This window comes from Halomonas urumqiensis (assembly GCF_003028575.1).
Lineage (GTDB): Bacteria > Pseudomonadota > Gammaproteobacteria > Pseudomonadales > Halomonadaceae > Halomonas > Halomonas urumqiensis.
In genome coordinates this window covers 627,057-651,063 of the sequence record NZ_PYUD01000001.1, presented here as the reverse complement: position 1 = coordinate 651,063, position 24,007 = coordinate 627,057, and the positions used below count along the sequence as shown (strand labels likewise).

1 protein-coding gene is annotated in these 24,007 nt (G+C 66.6%); it reads right to left on the bottom strand.

Translation table 11 applies throughout. The annotated features are described in order from the left end of the window. Positions 1 to 8: 8 nt before the first annotated feature. Positions 9 to 23,915: a hypothetical protein gene (locus tag C6V82_RS02710; protein WP_180978337.1), complete on the bottom strand. Its 23,907-nt coding sequence runs from the start codon at positions 23,913 to 23,915 to the stop codon at positions 9 to 11. Between the last annotated feature and the right edge of the window lie 92 nt (positions 23,916 to 24,007).

Genomic DNA, 24,007 nt, shown 5'->3' with positions numbered 1-24,007 from the left:
CATGCCTGTCATACGTGCCTGCTCCTGTCAGCACGACCGCCTCCTTGCTGGTGTGCAACACCGTCCTTTAGCATTGCCTGCTCTGTGCGCGCCGTATCATGCCTCGACACGACGCTCCACTCCTCCTCCATCCCCAGATCCAGGCGTATGGCGCTCTCGACAGGCAACGCCTCTCCACTGTCTGCCAGCGTCTCGGATGGCTCGATGAAGGTTCCACTGACATCGTCGAATACCATGACCTGACGTGCGGTGCCGCCCGAGGTGGGGGTCTGTGGCGCTTGGCCGGCGTCGGCGGTCAGCATGCCGTCACCGAAGTCCTGCTCCACCTCATCCCACTGGCTCGGCCCACCCTTGTTGCCGGGGTTACCCGGCGAATCGGGAATATCGTCGTTCACCGGCGGATTGCCCGGCGGCTGAGGGTCGACCCCGTTGCCGACGCCGTTGTTGGCCTTGCCGCCGGTGTCCGGATCGGGGTCGGGTTCCGGATCGGGGTCGGGCTCAGGATCGGGCGTGGGGATCAGATCGCCGCCGATGCCGATGACGTGCAGCGCCGTATCGCGATCGCCGTCGCTGTCCGTCACCACCAGGCCGAAGGTGACGTTGATCTGGGTCTCGCCACCGAGCCCCTCATCGGCCATGAAATGCCACGTGCCATCCGCGTTCACCGTCAACTGTCCCAGTGATACGCCGTCCCGCTCGACGGCAATCGCCGTATCCAGATCATGCAGGGTGCCGTCCAGGCTGACGCTGGTCACCGCCCCGTCGGCGCCATCGCGGCGCTGCCAGGTACCGCTGATGGTTTCCCCGGGCATCAGGCCGTCGAACCAGGGCGTGTCGTCGGCCTCGGCGGGCTGGATGTCGACACTGGGCCGGTCGTCGATGACAACCACCGTGAGGGTCGCCTCGAGGGTGCCGTCGGTCAGGTCCTCGGCAAGCACAGAAATGCCCGAGATGCGCAACACATCGACGTTGGGATCGTCCGCATGAGGCATTGCGGCGAGCAACGTCACCACCACGCTGCGCTCACCGGTCTCTCCCGCGGCGATGCTGTCACCACCCAGCAGCTCGATGCGCAGCACATCCGTATCGGCGGCCAGGGAGGCGGTCAGCGTTCGCCCATCCAGCGACACCGCCCAGTCCAGCGCGTCGGCATCCAGGCCCTCGATGCTGATGCTGCCGGTGTCCGTAGCGAAGGCGATACCCTCGATGCCGCCCACGGCACTGAACTGCACCGCGCCAAGGGCACTGGCTCCGGCCTCCAGGTCGCTTTCCCGAACGGTCAGCGCGTCTCCCGTCGCGTCTGGGTCGGGGAAGAACAGCGGTGCGCGGCCGCCCGGCGTGCTGCCGTCGATGGTGACGACCTTGTCGGTATCGTCCTCGGGGCCGCCGGGGTTGTCATAGAGCCCCCTGCCATTGCCGGGCTGCGGATCACGCGGCGCGCCGGTCTGATCGGTCCATTCGGGATCCCGTTGGGTCACCAGCGCCGGCTCGTCATGGGGTGCATCAAGTCGCGTATCCGCACCGCTGGCATCGGCCAGTTCGGTCAGGAAGTCGACCACCTGGGGCGAGGGAACGCGGTAGATGGTCGGCAGGCCGAAGCGTGAGAAAGGCACGAGGAAGCTGTTGTACTCCCCGGTCCAATCGAACATCCGGTCGTAGCCGGAGTTGGCGATCAGCACATCACGCCCCGCGCCACCCACCAGGAAGTCCCCCCAGGCCGCCGGATCGGCATCGGTGTTCGCGCCCCCGTTGGTATCCAGATAATCGTCGCCTTGCAGGTAGTCATCTCCGGCACCGCCGAACAGGCGATCATGGCCGGTACCACCCACCAGCCAGTCGTTGCCGGTGTCGCCGAACAGCCGGTCCTTGCCGTCTTCGATGATCTCGCCATTGGCGTCGAAGGTCTCGAAGTTCAGCAAGAAGCCCTCGATCTTCGCCAGCGGGTTCTCGGGGTCGTAGTACTCGAGGATGCCCGTCACGGGATCGTAGCCAATCGGCGGGGTGTCGGTCTGTGGCCGGGTGTCGTAATAGAACGGCGCCAGCGCCTCGGCACCCGACATGGCATCGTCGCCGTAGCCACCATGCATCCAGTCGTCGCCCAGCCCGCCATACATGATGTCGTGATAGCCGATGACCTCGTCGGGGGCAGTTGCCAGATCGACCCCATCCAGGCGCCCGATCTGCAGTGTCTCGGGGTTCAGGATCACCGCCGTCTTCTTGATACGACCCTCGATGTCGACCACCACGCCGGTGAAGGGGCCGGGCAGGCCGATGGTGGCCTGCACCGTCGGGGCAAGACCATACAGCGGCTCGCCCACACCATTGCGTGCGGTCAACAGCAGACCGTCATCGCCCAGCATCCCGTCCTCGCCGGAGCCGCCGAACAGCCTGTCGTGTCCTGTGCCGCCGATCAGGTCATCATCGTGGCCATTGCCGTAGAGCACGTCATTGCCGGTCATGCCGTGGATGATGTCATCGCCCATCCCGCCATGAATCAGATCCGAGCCGCCGATATCCTCGGGCGACCAGCCAATGGTGTAGTCGAGCAGTTGATAACCTCGCACCACGATCTTCAACTGCTCCTCGGCGGGGAGGCCGTCGGTATAGTTGTCGTGGGCAAAGCTTCGGTAGCTGCCATCGCCGTGCACGATACGGTAGATATTGCCGTTGTCACCCAGGATCACGTCGGCATCGCGGGCGTGCCCGAAAACCGACGTGTCACCGATCGCGTTGCGCTCGAGCTGATTGCCCGAACCGCCGAAGATCAGGTCATCGCCGTCGGGACGCTGCTGCGGGTCGACCAGCGAGAACAACGACGAACTGCCGCCGACGATATCGTCCTGGCCGAGGTTGCCGAAGATCACGTCGTTGCCGCCGTTGCCTTCGATGTAGTCATCGCCATCGGTCGCGGCATCGAACGAAGGGGTCAGCACCAGCAGGCCGTTCGCGTCGCGCCAGGCGCCCACCCGTATCCCCGTATCCAGCGCCGGGCGAATGGATCCATCGCCCTGGATCACGTCGTCGCCCAACTGGCCGAAGATCATGTCGTCACCAGCGCCGCCGGCGATATAGTCATCGCCAAAGCTGCCCGTGGGCTGGCTGCCATCATGGAACAGATCGACAATTCGCCATGTCGCCCAGACGGCCACGTTGTCGGGGCTGACGAAGTCCTGTTGCGTGTCGACCTGGACATCACCATTGACGTCGTAGATGACGTCGCCCAGCAGGGAGCGGAAGCGGGGATTGACGGTATCGCTGGCCGATTCCAGCCGCACCGCATCACCGAAGACCAGGTCATCGTCTTCCTCGCCGTCGAGCATGTCGCCACGCGCACCGCCGATCACGACATCCTCGCCGTCACCGGCCAGTATCAGATCCGTACCGCCAATGGCGATCTCGGTGGATGCCACAAGATTCGCATCGATATAGCCCAGGTCGCCGAACAGGATGTCGTCACCCGCACCGCCGTCGATGGTGTCATCGCCGTTGCCGCCGAAGACCCAATCGTGGCCCTCGCCGGCGCGAATCACGTCGTCCGCGCCGTTCTCGGGGTCGGCGGTGGCGGCGGACACCACGTTGCCGGTGGTCAGCAGGCGCACGATGCCGGCGGTCTGCGCAATCACGCCATGATCACCGAAGATGATGTCGTCGCCACTGCCACCATCGAGGGTATCGCGACCCGCGCTGGCGCCGGTGGGAATGCTCAGCACGCGGCCCACCGGGTCGATGTCGAGCCCCGAGTCACCGTAGACATGATCGATGCCGCCACCGGCGAGTATCGTGTCGTCACCCGCTCCACCGGTCAGGTGGTCGCCCGCCTGGCTGCCGAGGATGATGTCATCGCCGCCGCCGCCATGGATCGAGACCCCCACCGCGGGAAGCGACGCCGCATCCAGCCCGGCGAACAGCGCCGAGGCGTCGATCAGATCGTTGCCCTCGAAACGGAAGGGGTTCGCCAACGGATAGCTGAGCGCCGGCGCGACACCAAACGAGGCGGAGGACGAAGTCGCCGGATCCCCCGCATAGAAGGCGCCGTCGTCGGTGGTATCGCCAAGGATCACCAGCGGCGAGTCGACGCCACCGCCACCCAGCACGTGGATGGTGTCACCGCCTATCAAAGTGGGGGTCGGCTCGCCCGGGGCCACGTCGGCGTAACGGTTACCGCCGCCATGGATGGTGGTGATGCCGCCATGATCCGCGTCGGTCAGCAGGGTGGATTCGATCACCAGGCTGTCGTTGCCCTGGCCCATCAAAAGGTTCAGGATCTCGATTTCCGAGGCCGCGCCGGCAGCGCCGAAGGTGATGCCGCCCGCCACCTCGGCAGCCTCGCCGAAGGCGGTCTCGCCGAACGTGAAGTCCCCGCCCATGCCCAGGCCGGTGAGGATCGCGTCGGTCAGCACGCCGTCGCGGTCGCTCATCACGCCATCATCGAAGACGTTCAGCGTATCGATGGCCGTCAGGTCCTGGGGATCATCGGACACCGGGCGCTCGGGCAGGTCGGGGTTGAGCTCTCCCGGCAGCATTCCGGCCGTCACGAACTCGCGTGTGACGAGAACGCCGCCGATCACCTCCAGCGCGCCGCGAATGGCGTTGAGGTCATGGGGCTGGTTGGCGAAGCCGCGCAGGGGCTGGGCTTCATCCGGCAGGCTGGCCTCGGGGTTGGCGACCACCTCGACCGTCACGGCCTCGGCGTAGTTCTCAGGCGTGAAGGTGATTTGATCGGCGGGTTGGCCATCGACGAGGAACACGATCTGGCCATCGGAGACCAGGTCGATGGTGACATCGGCCTCGGGTTTCGCGGTCAAACGGAGGCTGTAGCTGTCGCCCTGCCCCACGCCCAGCGGGTTGCCCTCGGCGTCGAGACTGTCCTTGATCAGCCGCGTGCCATCACCGGTCTCGGTGATGAACAGCCCCGGCGTCTCGTCGTCCACGACCACCACATCCAGCGCCTCTCCGGCCGCATCGGCATAGAGCCCGTTGGCTTCGATGTGGTGGGAGATCCGCGACACCAGCGTGCCGTCGGTGATCCAGTCGTCGACCGCCGAGACGGTGACCCGCACCGGCTGATCGAAGTCGTCGGCGGTGAACTCGACATAGGCGCGACCGTCGTCGAACAGCACCCGCTCGCCCGAGAGAGTGACCTGCTCGTCGTGATCGAGGTAGACGCGCACGGTCTCGCCCTCGGCGGGCGCCAGGCTCAGCGACAGGTCATAGCGATCGCTGACGGCGCTGCCGTCCGCCCCTTCCAGCACCCGTGTCGAGCCATCCGCTTCGCCGTCCGGGCCAAGCTCGTTGATCACCAGTTGCGGACGGTCATTGTCGAGCACCGTCACCGCGACATTGCGCACCACCATGCCGTCGAAGCGGGTATCGTCGCTGCGCACCCGATGGCTGATCATCACCGTCCGTGTGCCCTCGGACGCCGTATCGTCCGGCGCCATGACGTGGACTGTCTGCGCCTCGCTCCAGTTGTCGGCGGTGAAGGCCAACACCAGGTCACGGTTGGCACGCGTCTGGTCGTCGCCATTCACGGTCACCGTCCGGGTAAAGCCGCCCTCCGCCGCCGCCAGCCAGACGGTGTCGGCCAGCGGGGCGTCGCTGCCCGTGCGCGCCGCCGAGACGGTGACATAGACCGTCTCACCCGGTGCCGGTGCCCGCGCCAGCCGCACGGTGTAGCTGTCCACCAGGCCCGATTCGCCGACCGTGGTGCCCACCCCGGTCTCCTCTATCACTACCAGGCCGGCATCGGCATCCGGGCTGGCGATGGTCGGCGCCAGGCCGGGCAGCGGGGCGTAGGCGTAATCCTCGCCCGAATCCGCGACCCGATGCGTGATCAGGCTGGAGGTTCCCTCGGCAGAGGCCGAGACGATCGGCAGGGTCACATCGGAGGTGACGTTGACCGTATCGGAGCCCAGGTGCCCTATCACCCGCGTCAGGGTGGCGGCCAGGGTCGACCGGGCGAAGAAGGTATCATCCCCTTCCATGCCATCGATCTCGCGTAGCTCCTCGGCCCCCAGCAGGCTGACGGCAAGGCCCGCGCCGAAGAGCCCCTTCTCGGTGATCACGAAGGCGTCATCGCGTTCGGTGCCAAGCGTGGTGACCTTGTCGAAGCCCTCGCCACCGTCGATCGACACCGGGGCATTGACGATGTAGCGCGTCTCTTCCCCCGTCAGGGCGAAGGCGCGCAGGGTGAAGGCGTCGTTGCCCACCCCGCCATCCAGGTGCAGTGCGGACTGGTTGGCGTAGACCACCACCTCGTCGTCGCCTTCACCGCCCGCGACCAGCAGGGCCGCGCCGTTGCCGCGACTGAGCCAACCCGCCGTGGTCTGCGTCGTGCCGAACACATCGGCCGCACCGATGTTCGCCGCCGCGTCGCGGGGCGAACCAAACAGCTGGCCGATCTGGAAGCGGTCGTTACCGGCTCCGCCGTCCAGGGTCATGACCGCGGTGGTGTCATCGCTGAGGAAGACATCGTCGCCGCCCAGGCCATGCACAGTGAGGCGTCCGTTGACGTTGCGGTCGTAGTGAATCCGCTCCACCTCGGACGGGCGGCCATCGGTAAGCGTCGCCTGTTCGGGCGTGCCGTGCAGCAGGGCAACCATTCCCGGCTGGTCCGCGCCGGGCTCACCGGGGATGGCGGCGAGGCGGCGCATCAGGAAGGTATCGCTGCCGTCCTGCGATGCGTCAGCGTCCACCCCGTAGATGTCGAGCACGTCCGAGCCATCCGTCGGCGCACCGCTGTCGAGCACACTGATCACGTAGTCGCGGTAGCCGTCCGCGTCCTGGACCTGCGAGCCGGCCGTATGGATCGCGTAGGCATCCGACCCGGACTGGCCGTCGAGCGTCAGCGCGTAGCCGCTGACGCTGCCGTCGGGGTCGCTGGCAAGCGGTGCGGTCATCGAGGCCAGCCGCTGGACCATGAACAGGTCCTCGTTGCCCGCCCCGGACACCCGAGTCGCGCCGCCGAGGAACAGATCCTCCAGGACGAAGCGGTCGGCGTCGCCTTCGCCGAAGATCTCCGCCGACCAGCCGATATAGCTGTCCGTCGGCATGATCGCGCCGCGCAGCAGCATCGTGGTGCCGAACCCCGCGTCCGCGTTGCCATGATCGCCGTAGATCGCCACCGAGCGCCCGGATTCAATGACGCTATTGAGCTGCATGGTCACATCGTCGCCCACCAGCAGCGTGACGTCGCGGGCCGACTCGACCCGCGCATGGTCCACGGCAGCGTCGAGCAGCGTCACGCCCGAGGTCAAAAACACCAGGCTCTCGCCCAGCCCTTCGCCGTCGAGCGGCGTCGCTCCGGTATCGGGGGTGCGCAGGACCACGTCACCGGTTAGCGAGACCACCCCCAGCAGGTTGAGCTGGTCGGCCGTCTCGGTCAGGTAGATGCCTCCCGAGGCGAGCGCATAGAGCCGCCCGCTCCCGCTGAAGGAGCTGTCGATATGCAGCGGCGAGCCAACGGCGCCGATGCTGCCCGCCTGCGCGATCAGGTCGATGTCGGTTCCCTCGACCTGGGTCGCTTCTCCTCCTGCGACCACGACCCCGCCGTCCGCGGCCTCGATCCGGACGTTGCCGGTTTCCGAGGCGACGCGGATCACGCCGATATCGCCGTCCGTCTCGATCAGGTAGATGTCGCCCTGGGCGTCCGCCGTCACGCCTGCCGCGCCGCCCTGCAGGCGGCTGTCGAGGTCGAGCGAGCGGTAGCCATCCGGCCCCTCGCCCTTGTCACCGATACGTCCCTGGTCGGCGCGCAGGGTGATCGCTCCGCCCAGCACATCGGCGTCGGCGTCTTCAAAGGCATCGAGGATACTGCCCGTCCTGGCCGTCAGGATGACGTTGTGATACCGCGACTCGATACGGCCGACGTTCATGTCGTCGCTGAGCTCGGTCAGCGTGACGAAGCCCGCCGCCAGGGCGTCGAGAACACCCTGCGAACCGGCATCGACCAGGCCACGGATGCTGACACCAGGGTCGTCGGCGAGGCCAATCGGGTCGCGCTGGCGGATCTCGATATCGCCGCCCGCGATGATCCCGGGCACGGACTCGCCCTGGTCGCCGAAGAACGCGTAGGTCGTATCGGCCTGCTGCAACGACACGAAGCGGTCGCCGGCCTGGCGAGTGGGTGGCGTATCACCGTTCAGGTCATCGTCACCCAGATCGTCCTTGTAGTGGGTCTGCACATAGCCGCTAAACGCATCGAAGACATCAGTGTCCTTCCGCGCCTCTACCTCTACCAGGCCGGAAGCCGGGGTATAGAGTTCATGCTCGCCGATGCGCAGGTCGATGCCGACCTCACCACCGGCCTGAACATGCCCCACGGTCTGGCTCAGTGCACCACTGCCGAGATCGTCAGGTGCGAACAGGCGCGAATGGGCCTTGAGGTCAAGGAAGGCATTGCCCCCGGCATCCGCCTCGAGTGTCGCCTCGCGCCACTGTGCCGCTCCCGGCGTGCCGATATCGGCCGGCGCCAGCACCACCAGGCTGACCAGATCGACATTGAGGCCCCCAGCGCTGGTGCCGATACTGCCGGCGACCGCGTCGATATCCACCGCGTTGCTGATGACCAGCGACCGGCGGGTGATCTCGTCGCCGGCGACGGTGGTGCCGTCGAGGCCGACGCCACGGGCGGCGCCCGCCAGAATGTCGCCGCCCTGATTGAAGAGGATCGTCTCGCCGCGCGGGTTGTTGATGGTGCCCCCCACGATGAGATCGTCCGCGCCGAGGTTGCGGATCTCCACATAGGTAGGCAACGCCGCCTCACCGACGTTGAATTCGAGGCTATTACTGAACGCCTCGACGTCGATGATCACGTCGGGCCGCGTCTTGTCGGCCGTCAGTTGAACATCGATGTTGCGCACCGTCATCGCCGCATCGGAATTGTTCTCGAGATACACCTCGCTCAGGGTATCCAGCAGGTAGAAGGTGCCCTCGGCACCGTTCACCCTCTCGATCAGCCCCTCGGCGCGGAACTCGATCCAGCCATAATGGGTGGGCGCGATGTCATCGACGAAGAAGGCTTCGTCTCCCACATTGCCGCTGCTGTTCCCACCGTTGACGGTGACATTCACCGCCTCGACTATCTCGCCGTCCTCGTCCACGACCAGCCTCGGCTTCAGTCCGGCGTGGATCACCACGTCCGCGTCCCAGACGATGTTGGAGGTGCGCGTCGTGGTTCCGGGCGTGCTCTCGGTGCCCCAGTCGAACACCCCGCGGTGGGAGGTAGCCGAGGCGGAACGCTGGTTGGCAAAAACAAGGCTATTACCGACCAGGCCATCAGGTGTATCCACCTCGACCAGCAGCGCAGCAGTGGGATCATCGGCCGTGCCCCCGGGGCCGGCGAACACCGTCGCGGTGGCCGTCGCGGTCACCGTCGCGGTCAACGCCAGGGTCGCGTTGGCGGTGCTGTCGGTATCGCCGGCCAAGGCCCGATTGCGGGCGATGGCCGTGGAGGTCGCGATATTGCCCGCCGCCGCACCGTTGCGATGCTCGGCTCCGCCGTTGAGGGCCCGCAGCACCACACCGAAGTTGCCGGTGAGCTGCGCCCCGGCGGCGATATCAATGGTGCTGTTGGAGGTCAGGATCGACGGCGCCGTGGCGTCGCCGTTGGTGCCGAGCCCTCCCGTAGTCAGGTCGGCCTTGCCGACAGTGTTGATGCCGGTGCCCTGAACCTGGACCAACAGGCGGTCCGCGGTCAGCTCGGCGCTTTCTCCAATCGCGACCTCGTTGGTCGCTGTGAAGCGTGCGCCGTCATCGCCAGTGTTAGCCACTGCCCGGGCGCCCAGGCCGCCGTTGCTAATCCAGGCGTCGCCCTTCGCCTTGCCCGAGGTCAGGCCGCTGATGTCGAGTGTGCCACCCGCCACCAGCATGGCATTGGCCCCAATCTCGATGCGATTCGTCTCGGTGACGGTGGCCCCGGCGTAGGAAAAGTCAAACACCACAAGGCCGCCGCCCTCGGCCCGCGACTCGGCTTCCCCGCGGTGGTCGGCCGTACCGTGCAGCACGATATCCGCCGCCGCCTGGAGAAGAGCGTCGTCGGCGATGGCAAGCGTCGTCTGGGAGTTGACATCGACCCCTGCGTCGGACTGTTTCGAGCCCCCCAGCAAGCTGATGCCGAAGGTGTTGGCCTTGGCCAGGCCCGCGCTCATGCTATCCGCCTTCAGGGTGATGTCACCGCCGGTGGAGGTCAGCTCGGCGGCATCACCGATGGCCACGGTCACCGTGGGCTTCACCGTGACAGTGGCGGTGTTGGCCGAGCCTGCCAATGCAGAGAGGCTGAAGCCACGCGCTTCGGCGGAACTCTTGCCGTCGCCACCGAAGGAGACCTGCTCGAACAGCTCCTCCCCGCCCTCGCCCAGCAGGATGCCTCCGCCGTCCTGCTGCAGGTCGATCACCAGCGAGGCGGTGCCGAAACCGGCGGTGAGGAAGTCCAGGCCCATCACCGCCAGGGTCTGCTCGCCGGGCTCGATGGGGTCGGGCAGATCCAGCGCCGGCCCGTCCGGGGTCAGGGCCAGGCGGAAGGTATCCGCCGTCGCCTCGACCACATAGTAGGTCTGCCGGTCGACGAGGTCCGAGATCGGGTAGTCGCCGGGCTGGAAGAAGGTGTGGGCCTCGTCATCCTCGAGGTCGTCACGGTCGAGCGTGGCCACACGGCCACTGCCATCAACAAGCTCGTAGGACCAGGTATCCCCGAAGATCAACGTCTGGCGCAGGGTATAGGTATCGCCATCCACCAGGTTGCCGATGGTCTCGACGTAGTCGAAAACGTGCGTGCCGGCGCCGGCATCGGTCAGCTCGATACGCCCGCTGAATCCAAAGAAGAAGAAATTATCCAGTCTTTCGGCATTGTCTATCGCGTTATCACGGCTGTTCGCCAGCATGAAGGTATCGGCATCGATCACTGTCACGTAGTAGCGAGCACCATCCTCGAGCCCACCGATCGCCTCGGCATCCTCCTCCGCGCCGAGGCGATAGGTGATCCTGTCGCCGCTCGAGAAGCCGTGATCGGCGATGGTGATGCTGGAGCCGAATACCCGGTCCTCAGGCAACAGGAAATCCACCTCATCCGGGTCGGTGTTTACCGCCGCAGGCTGGAAGTCGACAGACTGGCTCTCGCCGCCGCGATAGACCAGTTGGGTGCCATGCTGGATCGGGTCGTAACCGGGCAGCACCAGGGCATTGGCGCCCTCCTCGAAGAAGAAACCCAGCTTGTCGTCGGTGTCGGGGTCGTCGTCGTGGTCACCGAACTTCAGCGTCAATTCCAGCGCCTCCCGCGAGATGCTGAACGCAGCCGGTCCATCGTAGGTCACCGCATCGCCGTTCGCGAAGCCATGATCCACGAGGGTGAAGGTGCCACCTTCGAGGACGTCGAGGGAATCGAAGGTCGCCGTGTTGAGCGTCAGGTCGTCGGACACCAGCTTGATCGTGACCTCGTCGATCACCTTGACGGTGTAGGACACCCCGTCTTCCAGGGCGAAATCGGGCCGCGGCGTCGCGGCATAGCTGATGATCCGCTCGTCGCTGAGGAAGTCGGCGCGAACGCCCGCCTCGGCATCGCTCGCCGAGCGGGCGAAGGCGATGGTGGCGTCATCCACGGCGATGACGAAATAGCGGGTGGCGGTGGCATCCGGGTCGGCCAGCCCCAGGCGCACGGCGTCGCCGGTACGCAGGCCATGGCTCTCCAGCGCGATCTCGGCGTCCGCCAGGTCGGCACGAGAGAGCGACAGCGGGTCGACGAATTCCGGCATGATGCGGCTGAACGAGAAGCCGGTGGCGTCCTGGTCGGCGACCAACACGGCGGTGTCACCGTCGAAGAGCGCGATACCGCCGGTGCTCGCGTCGACGCCGAACGTCAGTGCCTCATCGGCCTCGGCTTGCGCCATCGTGGCCGCCAGGGAGAAGCGGTCGTCGTCGACACGAATGGCATAAAGGTCGACGGCCTCACCGCCCGCGGCGCGCACCCTGACCGCGTCGCCGGTCTCGAAACCGTGGCCGTTCACCGTCAGCACCTCCGACGGCGGCAGGCGCGTGATCACGAACTCGACCGCGCCAGGGGCGGCGACAAAGAGGTCATTCGTGCCGTCGTTCAGGCGTAACTCACCTGTCGGGTCCTGTAGCAGGTCGAGAGCCTCCGCTCCCTCGGCGTCCTCGGCCGAGGCGGCCAGCGCGAACACATCAGCCGACACACGGATGGCAAACAGCGTCACGGTGTCGTCGCTCGCGGTCCCAGAGACCCTGACGCCGACGCGATCGCCGGTGGCCAATCCGTGCCCCACCGCAGTAACACGGTCGTTTTCCGGGTCGAAGGCGGCCAGGTCGAAGCGCAGCGGTGGCGGCGCATCGAACGTCACCGCCCGCGGCTGCTCGACGCTCAACGCATACGCTTCGGGGGTGTCATCGAGCAGCGAGGTGACGGTGCCCGCCTCGGCGTCTTCGGGGGTCGCAGCCAGCCAGATCGTGTTGCGATTGACGTCGTCGCGGTCGTCGGGGTCGAGCGGTTCGCGCGCGATCACATAGAAGGTCTCCTCCTGGAAGGCACCTTCCTCGCCTCCACGGCGCTGCAGGACGATGACATCCCCCGTGTCGAGGCCGTGTCCGGCAAACAACAGCCGGCCGGCGGCCAGGTCCTCCTCCGAGGCCTTGAGTGACACCGGGTCGCTTCCGGTGAAGCGCACCCGGTCGCCATCCTCGAAGCCGTGAGGCTGGTCGAAGCGGATCACGTCGAACACGGTGTCGACGCCGACCCTCTCGGGGTTGTCCTCGCTGTCATCGAAGCCGAGATTGAAGACCTGGCCGAACTGGATGGACTGCGCGTCCACCTCGATCACCGCGTAGTCGCGGCCCTCCTCGAGGCCCAGCGCCGCGGCCTCTCCGCCCGAGTACTGCACTCGATCGCCAGTGGCAAGGCCAGTCTGGTTGGAGAGGGTGATGGTATCGGCATCCGGGTCGATCGATGCGATCTCGGGGTCGTAGGGAGTGGCATCGACGTCATAGGCGGCCTGGATCGAGATGTCGCCGCCGGCGATCAGCACGGACCCCGCGCCCACGCTTGCCAGGGTGGTCGGCGCACTTAACGGGGTACGGTTGGCGTTGATATTGGTGGTCGATTTCGCAAAGCCCACATCGATGAAGCCGCCGCCGCCGGCCTTGGTCAGGGTATCGGCCTCGATCGCGCTCTGCGCCAGAACATCGATGCCGCCTGTGGTGCGCACATCGATGTTGTCACCGATGGTTGCCGCGCTGGTGGCGGTGACATCCGCGCTCGCCCCCGACTCGCGCCCGCCGGCCAGCAGTCCGACCGAGACAACCTCCGCCTCGGCATAGCTGTAGCTCTGCGCAAACGACCTGACGGCCAGACTACCGGCGCGCAGTAGGCTACGCTGGTTCTCCTGGCCCTTGACCTCGGCTGCGGTGCGCGTGCCGACGGTGATGTTCGAGATCATCACGCCACCGCCGATCACCCCGGCCGCGCCACCGAAGGTGATCGCCTCGAGGCTCGAACCGGAGATTGCCGCGATGCTCACCTCGCCCGAGGCATGGATGTCGGCGCCCTCGCCAAGCGTCGCCAGGATATTGCGTTGGTCTCGAACTTCGATGACACCACCGGCGCCGGCCAGAATGCCGCCCGATCCACCGATCACCATGCCGTTGGTGGCGGTGTCGTCCTCCACCAGCAGAGTGCCGACGGCCGAGACGCTCACCCCTTCCACGCCGGGTTCCATGCCCTGTGCCATGCCCGGTACATTACCGACGCCGATCGCGACATCATCGCCCACCGTGGCGCTGGTCTCGCCACTCGCGGTGAGATCGATCACCGCCCCCGCGCCGGCCACGCCGAGCAGGGCCACCGAGATCGCGATCGCGTTGGGTCGCAGGACGACTTCGCTTGCGGCATCGACGGTCACGGTCCCGGCGGCAACGATTTGCACCTCGTCCTCGATGACCGCTCGCACATCGCCCTTGTCGGTGATCACCGCCACACCGGCAGACAGCGAACCGAAGGCCGAGCCAGCGCCGGCGAAGGCAGTCAGGTCCACGGTCTGGTCCAGGGCCGCGCTGACCGAGATATCGCCTCCACGGTTGATCACGGCACCCTGGGCGATTTTCGCGGTGACGTCGTTGTCGGTCTCGATGATGCCGATGCCACCGCTGGCCCCGAGGATGCCGAAGGCCACGCCGCCGACGATCACATCGATATGCGATACCTGGCGGGCATCGATATCGATCGCACCGCCAGCTTGGATGCTGCTGTTCTGCGCGATGAAAGCCGTGGTGCCGGCTTCGATCGGCACCTCGTTGGGCGGCGGCGCGGATGCGGTCGCACCCTCCACCGCGGCGGCGGCGCCACCCACGATCAACTGGTCATCCGACTGGCTACCCGACGAGAGACCCGCTTGCAACCCAGCGACCAGTGTCTGGCTCGAGTCGGCGCTGGCGTTCTGTGTGGTGGCAAGAGGGCCTGCGCCACCGGGCCCGGGCCGGAAGGCCGACTGGTTCTGGCCGGAATCCTCGGGGTCCTCGGGCGAGGGATAGCTCGCCCCATCGGTCATGGCGAGGTCCTGGCCGATGCGATAGACCCCTACCGCGGCGCCGAGGGCCACGGCGCCACCGGCCCCCGAGAAGATCACGCCCTCGAGGCGCTGGTCCGACAGCGCAGCCACCGAGATGCGCTCCTTGGCGCTCACGGTCCCACCGAGATAGGCGACGGTATCGTTCTTCACATCGGCGATATTGATCCCGGCCGCGGCCGAGATGCCGCCACCGATCGCCACGCCCCCGGCGACGACGAACAGATCGACACTGTTCAGGGCGCCGACGCTGACGCTTTGATCCTCGCCAGGCACCGTGCCCGTCACCGGGGTATTGATTTTGGCTCCCGGCTCGATGGCGGCGCGGGTGTCACTGTCGATGTACTGCACCGCCACAGAGCCGCCGATGGCCAGTGACCCGGCACCGACCCCGGCCGCGATCACATCGATGTTCTCCGAGCTCACGGCCTCGACCACCAGTCCCTTGACGTTCTCGCGGTCGTCCTCGGCATCGACGCCCTCGCCCGACAACGCCGAGAGGGTCGTGCTGCCGGTGGCCAGCGCGGTGACGCTGGCCTCGGCGGAGATGACCGCCTCGGTGGTCTTGTTGACCGTGACGACACCCACCGCCGCGCCGACGCCGGCGCCAGCGCTGCCGCCGATCGCCACTTGCAGGGCATCGATGTTGGTGGCCGCCTCGGCGGCCACCAGCACATTGCCGCCCGCCAGGAGGCTGGAAGCGCCCACGGTGGCCAGGGTGGTGGCGCTCAGGTCGATGACCGAGATCGCCGGCGCCAGGGCCGCCGAGCCGCCAATTGCCAGCACGATGCCCAGCGACTGGATATCCTCGTGGGCGCTGGCGCGCAGCGAGATATCGCCCGCCGCCGCGACGCTCTCGGCGTTGATTCGGGCCTCGGTGGTCAGGTCCGCCACCACCACGTGCGCCACGGGCAGCAGCGCGAAGCCCCCTCCCCCGGCGGCCGCGACGATGCCCAGGGTATCGAAGGCACTGCCCGCGCCGATCTGCACCGACTGCGTCGCACCCGGAGTGCCATCATGGCCGTTGATGCTTGCGCCGCTTTCCACCAGGGCACGCGTTCCGGCGGTCATCACGGTGACCACCGCACCGCCGCCGATGGCGACACCGCCTCCGGTCAGGGCACCGGTGAAGGCGGTCACGTCATCCACGTTGGTGGCGGTGATCGATACCCCGCGGAAAGACGGCGCGCCCGACACATCCGAGAGCCGCTGGGCACGGAACGACTGAGGAGCGAACAGCGTATCGCCATCCTGTTCCTCGTCGGCGACCGGGTTGATGAAATTGGGCAGACCCAGGTCGAAGTCGCGTCCGATATCGGCGAAGGCGCTATCCTGCGTGCTGACGCCCTGGCTGCCGACACTCAAGGCGGTCCCGGCGGGTCGGCTCTCCTCGATCACCAGGCCGGTGCGGATATCGATCAACCCATCACGGAGCCCGAGTGCCGTCACCTCGGCCCCGGTATCGACGATGGCCTCGGTGGTACGGTTGAAGACGGCCACGCCCGCCCCGCCGTTGACCGCGGCGACGCCGGAGCCGGCCGCCGAGAGCACGATCAGGTCGGCATCCGTGGCCTGGAAGGCATCGACGACCACCGACCCCTCTGCCCGCACGTCGGCCAGCGGGCCTACGCGCGCGATGGTGTCGCTGTCATGCACGTAGATGCTGGCATTGAGGGCGACGGCGGCCTTCGAGGCCCCGGCCACGCCGATCACCACTGACACCAGCTTGTCGGTCGCCTCGGCGACCACCAGAACGTTCCCCGTGGCACGCACTTGCGTCGCCGCGATCACCGGGGCAGGCGCCGGATTCTGGTCACTCTCTTCCGTGTCGTTTTCCTGCACGCCGATCCTGGCGAAGGTGTCCTTGACGATCGATAGAATATCCGCGCCTACGCCGACAGAGGCCTGGCCGGAGATGGCCACGTTGCCTGCCACATGCACCACCAGGGTATCGTCGATGGCACGCACCACCACGTTCTGGTCGTCCTCGGGTGTCGGCTGCTGCGGAGCGGGCAGGTTGATCTGTGCGCCGACACCGATGCGCGCGTAGGTGAGCTCGGTGATCGCGCTGATCGGCAATGACCCCGACACGGCGGTGGTCCCCGAGACGGACCCCTGCACGGCCACGCCCACCAGGCTCTCGCGAGACTCGGCGATCACCGCGACACCGCTGAGGGTTTCCGATGCGTCGGGAAGGTAGCTATCGCGCTGCAGGCCGTCGCCGATGGCAAGCCCGGTCACGCTGGCCCCGTTGCCGATATCGGCCTTGACCTCGTCACGCCGCACCAGCACGAAGCCAGAGGCCCCCACGCCGGCCTTGCCACCCACGGCGGCACCACCGACGATATTCTGAATCTCGGCGATGCCCACGGCGTCGACCAGTACGCTGTCGCCGGCCATGATCTCGGCCGCGCTGCCCACCAGTGCTCTGGTGGTGGCATTCTGGACGGCAATGCCGATCGAGGCGGAAATGCCCGCCTTGCCCGAGGCCGCCACGGCGACGTCCACCAGCGTCAGGCCCAGCTGGTGGTCGGCGGCGATGCCGACATCGCCATCGTGACTGATGACCCGCGCCTCGCGCATCGCCTGCGCGGTGACGAAATCGTTGAAGACATTGACGGTCAGCGCGCCACCGAAGGCCGCGCCCGAGGCGGCGAAGGCGCCGGTAAAGACGATCGAGCGCAGCACCGCGTCCAGATCCGCGGCGACGAGGACCGAATCGTCCGCCGTCACTTCCGCGAAGGCGCCGATAGTGGCCTCGACCGTGCGGTGATGCACGACGACATGCGCCGAGGCGCCGAACGCCGAACCGGCGAGCCCGGCCGCGACACCACCCACCACACCGACATGCACCAGGTCATGGTCGGCATCCACACTCACGCCACCGCCGTTCTCCACCGTGACCTGGGCGTACTTGGCCGACGCCCCCTCCCCGGTGCCGATCCGGGCGCTTACCTCGGAGACGTTGGTGTCAACCAGGATCGACCCCTGCCCGGCGAAACGCGAGCCGGCGATCGAGGCTCCCACCACGACGTTGACTACATCGTCGTCGGCCACCGCCTTGACCAGCACACCATCCACCGTGACCGTGCCATCGGGCAGGTCGGTGAATGATGTGCTGGCACCGTTGGCACGGGAGGTGACCGACGCCCCATCGGCGATCAGTGCCTTGACCTTACGGTCGTAGATATTGCTGCTCGAGAAGGCTACGCCGAAGGCGCTCTTGCCCCCGATGGCGACCCCGCCGGTGACCGTGACCAGCGTGATGGCGTCGGCGGCCAGCACCGCCACGTTGTTCTCGGCGGTGACCTGGCTGTCTTCACCGATGCGGGCCTCGACGTCGTTCGATATCAGGTGCAGGGAGAACTGGCCGCTGCCGCCATTGCCGGTGGCCGAGGCGCCCAGACTCGCCACCACCGAGATGACGTCGAGATCGTTGTGGGCCTTGACCGTGACGTCCCCCCCGGCGTTGAGAGTGGTGTCGTCCAGGTGGGCGTGTACCTTGTCCGTATGACTCGAAACGCCCACCGCGGCACCGACCCCGGCCTTGCCTTCGCCCACCGCGCCCAATGCCCCGGCGATGGATACCAGCAGCGTGTCGGCCTCCGCCGTGACTGCGGCGTCGCCCGCCACGTCGACCTGGCTTTCGGTGACCTTGGCGGTGACGGTACTATCGAATACCTCGACGTTGACCGATCCGGAAATCGCGACCTCGCCACGCAGCGCCCCCGCGCCACCGGCGGAGATGGCGACCGCCAGGTCGCGACGCTTGGCCGAGACCTCCAGGGCGTCGGCGTGGATGATCGCGCCGGTGACATCCGCCTTGACGGTACGAGTCGCCACGCCGACGCCGAAGGCACCGGCCAGGGCGCCGCGATCGCTGGTGGTGGAACTGTCGAGAACGAAGCCCCCATCCACCATCACCAGGTCGCGCTCGAAACCGGCCAGCACACGCACGGCGCCGCCCGCGTTGATCGAGGTGCCGGCGGCAATGGTGGCACCGACCGTTGCGTTGGAGACGTCCACCAGCACCGAGCCGGCGGCGGCGATGCCATTGCTGTTGCGATCGAAGGCATCAGGCGCCTGGGTATCCGGCGGCGTGAGCGTCGAGCCGGGGCTGTTGGCCTGCCAGTTCTCCTGGAACAGGCCGTTGGGGTCGGAGCGGCCCAGCATGCCCGAGAGCTGCGAGAAGATGCCATCGGACTGGCCACCGCCGCCCTGGCCACCCCCATCGCCAGGGGCACCGGACGATTTCAATGCCCCGGCCAGCGCCGTCTGCGAGAAGATCTCCGAACGGGTCGCCTCGATGCGGACATCGCCGCCGGCCTGCACCCGTGCCTCGTCCGGGTCGCTCCACGCCACGGGGGCAATCGCCGTAGGGGTCTCGTCAAGATCCGCGAAGCCTGCCTCGGTGACCGAGGTGACCACGTTGATGCCGATAGCCGCACCGACCGCCGTGCTGCTCGCACCGGCGTCGGCCTCGCTCTCGGCGCCGGCCAGCACGACATTCACCTGCAGCAGGTCGCTGTCCGCCTTGAGTTCCACATGGCCGTCGCTGTCGATCGCGACCGACTCGTCCACCTGGGCCCGGCTCTCGTTGTTGACCACATCGACGGAGATGCTGCCCGAGACCGCGACCTCCCCACCTGAGGCACCGATCTCGTGCAGGTTGACATGCAGATCACGGGTATTGGCCAGCACCGCGACATCGCCGGCAGTCGCCTCGAGCTGTGACCCGCCATTGACGGTGGTGAGCGCCTTGTTGGTGAACACGCGCAGCCCGATGTTCGCCCCGTAGCCGCCTTCGGCGCCCGAGGAGTCGTCGAGGGGGTCATCGAACCTGTCGGTGAACTTAGAGACCGTGTTCCAGACAATGTCCCACAGGCTGGTCAGCCCGGTCAGGTTGATACTCTCCATCTCGGCATTGCTGGCCGCCGTCAGCGACTCACCGGCCTCGACCTTCACGTCCTCACCGATATCGACCGTGGCGGTGTTCTCGAAGTTGAGGATGTTGATGTTCCCGGCGATGGCGAGCCCGGCTTCCTGGGTGGCGGTGTCGGCGGCCTTGGTCCTGGGATTGCCGTTGCTATCCAGCGCAACCTTGCCGGTGTTCTTGTCGATCACCGAGACCTGATCATTGGGGTTGTTGGAGGCATAGGTGCCGCCGCCGCCCGAGTTCACGTATGAGGTGAAGAGGAAGCCCTCGAGCCCCCCGAGCCCCCAGAAACGGTTCTTCACCAGGTCGAGCGGGAAGTTGACCAGGGCCGCAGTGGCATCGGCCATGGCGGCGGTGTACTTCTCCTGGGCCTCCTGAAGCGCCGCATCGCGGGCGTCCTCGTCCTTGATCTGGTTGGCGGCGGCGGTCTCCTCGTCGAAGGTCTCGCTGGCATCCTGGATGTCCTGGAAGAACAGCTCATCGAGGGTGATCTGGTTGGGAATGATGGCGTAGGCAGTGGTGTCGACGCGCCCCCCCGCCGTCAGCACTGCTCCATCCAACAGCCTGGTCTGGGCCTGGTTGACGTAGCGTGCGAAGGCGACGCCACCGCTGATATCGGTCTCTGCCCCCGGTTCGGAGGCGCCCGCCGCACCGACGCTGGGGTTCTCGATCGCCAGCGTCGCCACACTCAGTGCTCCGTCGGCACGCACGCCACCGGCCGGGTCCTGAGCGCCGCTCGAGAGCTTGATCTCGGCGTTGTTGTGGCTGATCAAAAAGGCGATGCCCGCCGCCAGGCTGACCGCACCCGGGTTCTCGTTGAGCAGGCTGTTGAGGGCCTGTTGGCTGCGCAGCTCGCTCTGAATCTGCCCGACGCGTTCGGAGAAGGCAGTGGGAAAGCCGGAGAGGAGAGCCCCAAGGCCCCCAGCACCCTGGGGTGACTCGCGCACCCAGGAGGCCGCGCTGACGCTGTTGGCATCGTTGACGCTGGCCGCGGCGATCACGATATCGCCATCCGATCCGGCAGTCGTCTCCAGGTCACCCGCGATATCGATGATGGCGTCCGACTGGGTGATGCTGAAGGCGGCGGAGATGCCGAAGCCCTGGTTCTTGCCCGGCTGATAGATGGTCGCCCCGGCGCCTACGCCATAACTGTTGGTGATCGCCGTGAACCTGTCGGCCGGTGTCTCCTCGGCCGGATCGTACTCATCCACATTGGCCAGTACCGAGATGGCACTGCCCGCGATGGAGGCACCTGTCTCGATGGTGATCGAGGTATCGGTGTCGGCCACGCCCACCGCGACCGCGATGGCCGGACCGGGCACGCGCACGAAGCCGGTCAGCGCCGGCACCTGGGCTTGCAGGAAACCGAAGGCGGTGCCGAAGGCCGGGTTCACCTGCCCGAGCGTACGGTCGAAGGTGTCGGACACCAGGCCGTCCACCGCGCCCTGTGCCGGGTTTACGATCGTGCCCGAGGTGACGCTGGCATCCGCAGTAACGCTATGGGCGGTCGAGGCATCCACCACGACCGAGCCCTGCGCATCGATGGCGGCGCCACGCTTCAGGGTGATATCGGCGGAGGCCTTGGAGTAGACGACGCTCAGCCCGCCCACCACGCTGGGTGTCGAGCCATCGACATCAGCGCTGGTCTGGGCGCGCAGTGTCACATCACCTGCGGCGCCAATACTCGCATCGGTACCCAGGGTGACCGTCGATGACACGGTGCTGGCGATGATTCGCAGACCGAATTCGGTCAGGAAATCGGTCAGCGGATTGTCCACGAGGTAACTCAACACATCCTCGGCGAGCGTACTGTCACTGTCGCCGATGCGAACCTGGTTCTGGCTGGCCTGAGCGGCGTCGAGTTCTGCCTGGGTGAAACTCAGTGGCGTGCCGTCCGCCGCGGTAATGGCATTGCCATCGGCATCCAGCAGCACCAGCGGCAGATTCTCGAGTGCGACGTTCTCGTTGGCCTTCTGAATCACCAATGCCGGGGCATCGGCAGCCGTGAGGTCGATCTCCTGGCCGGTGATGCCAGTCGATGCCTCGAGCACCAGCACGCGATCGCTCACCTCGGCGACCCGGAAATTGGTGTCGTTATCGCCGGAACCCTGCACGGCGATGAGATCGCCTGCCTGGAAGCCGTCGTCAAGGAAGCTGCCCAGCAGGTGGCCACGCATGCTCAAGCCGTCCTTGGCCGCGCCATTCTCGGCCAGCGCCTCGGTCAACGTCAGGGTCACGCCACTGACAGACTCAATCACATAGGTGCCGTTGTTGGCACCATTGCCGGCGATCTCGATGGCCTGGCCCGCGGCGAAGCCGTCATCGGCCCAGGTCCCGCTGGTGCGGTTGATGGTGTTTCCCGAGAAACTCACAACTGCGCCGGTGGAGAGCTCGGCGTCGGGGTCGGCCTGGGGCACCGCTCGCAGGATGGCGGGAGCGGTGCCCCCCGCGCCGTCGTCGACCAACCCGAACACGATGCGATCGCTACCGGTCATTCGGGTAAAGGCATAGGCACCGATTTCGACGCCTGCGGCCTCACTCAGACTCGCACCCGGCAGTGTCACACCGGGGTCCAGCGCCACTTCGGCGTCATCGCCATCCAATGACAGGATGCGGAAGCTCTGATTCAGGCCCGAACCTTCGTCCAGCAGCAGCAAGTCCTGGCCGGCGGCAAAGCCGTCATCGGCCCAGTTGCCCGACGCACGGGTGAAGGTGGCCGTGCCGTTACCGTTGTCAGCCAGGCCGAGACTGCCCCAGCCCGTGGCCCCGGCGACACGGGCATCCTCGAGCGCCATGGCCAGCAAGGCATCGGCGTCGATGCTGAGAAATATCTGACGTTCGTTGGTGGTCTTGACCTCAGCCACCACGTCGCGCGCTGAGATCGAGGCGCGATCGCCGATGCTGATCGCCCCCTTGACGATGGGCACGCTGATCCAGCCCTGCAAGTTCGAGGCGTCGAGCACGTCATTGGCGTTGACCACCAGGGACAGGTCGCCGGTGATATCGATCACGGCGTCGTTTTCCACGTTGATCGACGAGCCGTCGAAGTCCAGCTCGCCCGGTGCGGCCTGGTTCACGGTGGAGAAGGTCTCGACCGAGAGACTGCCATCGATGCCGCGCACATCTCCCAGCGTCAAGTTCGCCGTCTCGGCGATGATCACGTTACCGGCGAAGCTGTTGTCCTCGGTCAGCGTGGCGGTGAAGCTGTCGTTGCCCGTCGACAGCCCCAGCACCACCGTCAGCACCGAGTTCGTGAAGGCCTGGGTCTCGAAGCTATCGTTGGTGCTGCGGATCTGGAAGCTACCTGCGGCGGCACCTTCCTCGAGCACCACATGGTCGTCCCCGCTGGTGCCCAGCACCACGAGCTGGAGGTCGTTGCCGTTGACCAGCGACTCGTCAAGGCCGGCGAAGGCGACCCGCTTGCCGTCCAGATCGAGAATCGTCGTCGCGCCATCCAGTGTCGCGGTGACCGAGCTGTAACTGCCCTCGACCACTAGACGGTCGATGCCGCCCTCGCCGCCGTCGGCGATCCCGGCCAGCGCACCGCCCGGCCTAACCACGAAGGTGTCGTCCACGTTGTCAGCGCCGGTCAGATTCTCCATGCCGGCAAAATCAAAGTCGGCGATGCCGTCGTCAACATCGCCCGCACCGGCAGAGGAGATCGTCCAGGTGGTCGGTGACGTCGTCTCGAGAACCAGACTATCCTCTCCGACCGAGCCGCCAATCAACCCCGGCGTACCCGCACCGGGCCGAACGGTGAAGGTGTCGTCCTGATCACCGCCCTCCAATGTCTCGAATCCGAAAAAGGCAACAGGACGCGGAAGGGCAACCTCGCCATAGCCGTCACCCTCCAGCTGCCAGTCGGTCGCGTCACTGGCATGGAATACCAACCGGTCGTCGCCCTCGCCACCATCAACCAGGATCAGCGGCAGAATTCGGCTATTGAAGGACGCCGCATCGATCGTCACCCGATCGTCGCCGCCGCCAAGCTCCAGGCGCAGGGACGTGACATCGTCGAGACGCCCTTCGACGAGCACCTCATCGTCGTTATCCTGATCGATCACCTGGAGCTGGTGAATCGCCTGGCCGGCCTCGGCGCCGGCACCGGCCTCTTCGACCATCCGAATCAGGACCTGTTGATCACGGTTCTCGTCATCGACAAGCATCAGATCAAGGCCGGGGATATCGGCGTTCAGCAGAAGTCGCGGCTCAATGGGCTCAAGGGCCATGAGGCGCTGGCTGGCGACATCGGCGGCCTTGCCCTTTCCACGTGATGCCGCCAGGGAGAGGCCACCCAGCGACCGGCGCAGCAGGTTGTGAGTCCAGCTTGCGCTGGCGGCCCCACCGGCCTTGCGACCGTGACGCTGTGCCCAGTCTGCGCAGGTCAAGCCAGTCGGCAGGGACGTCGCCACCGATTTTCTCTGCAATGCCTGCGCACGTCGTCTTTCACGCCGGTTTGGAAACGAGCCAATGAGACCCATGATGAACGTCCTCTCTTGATGAG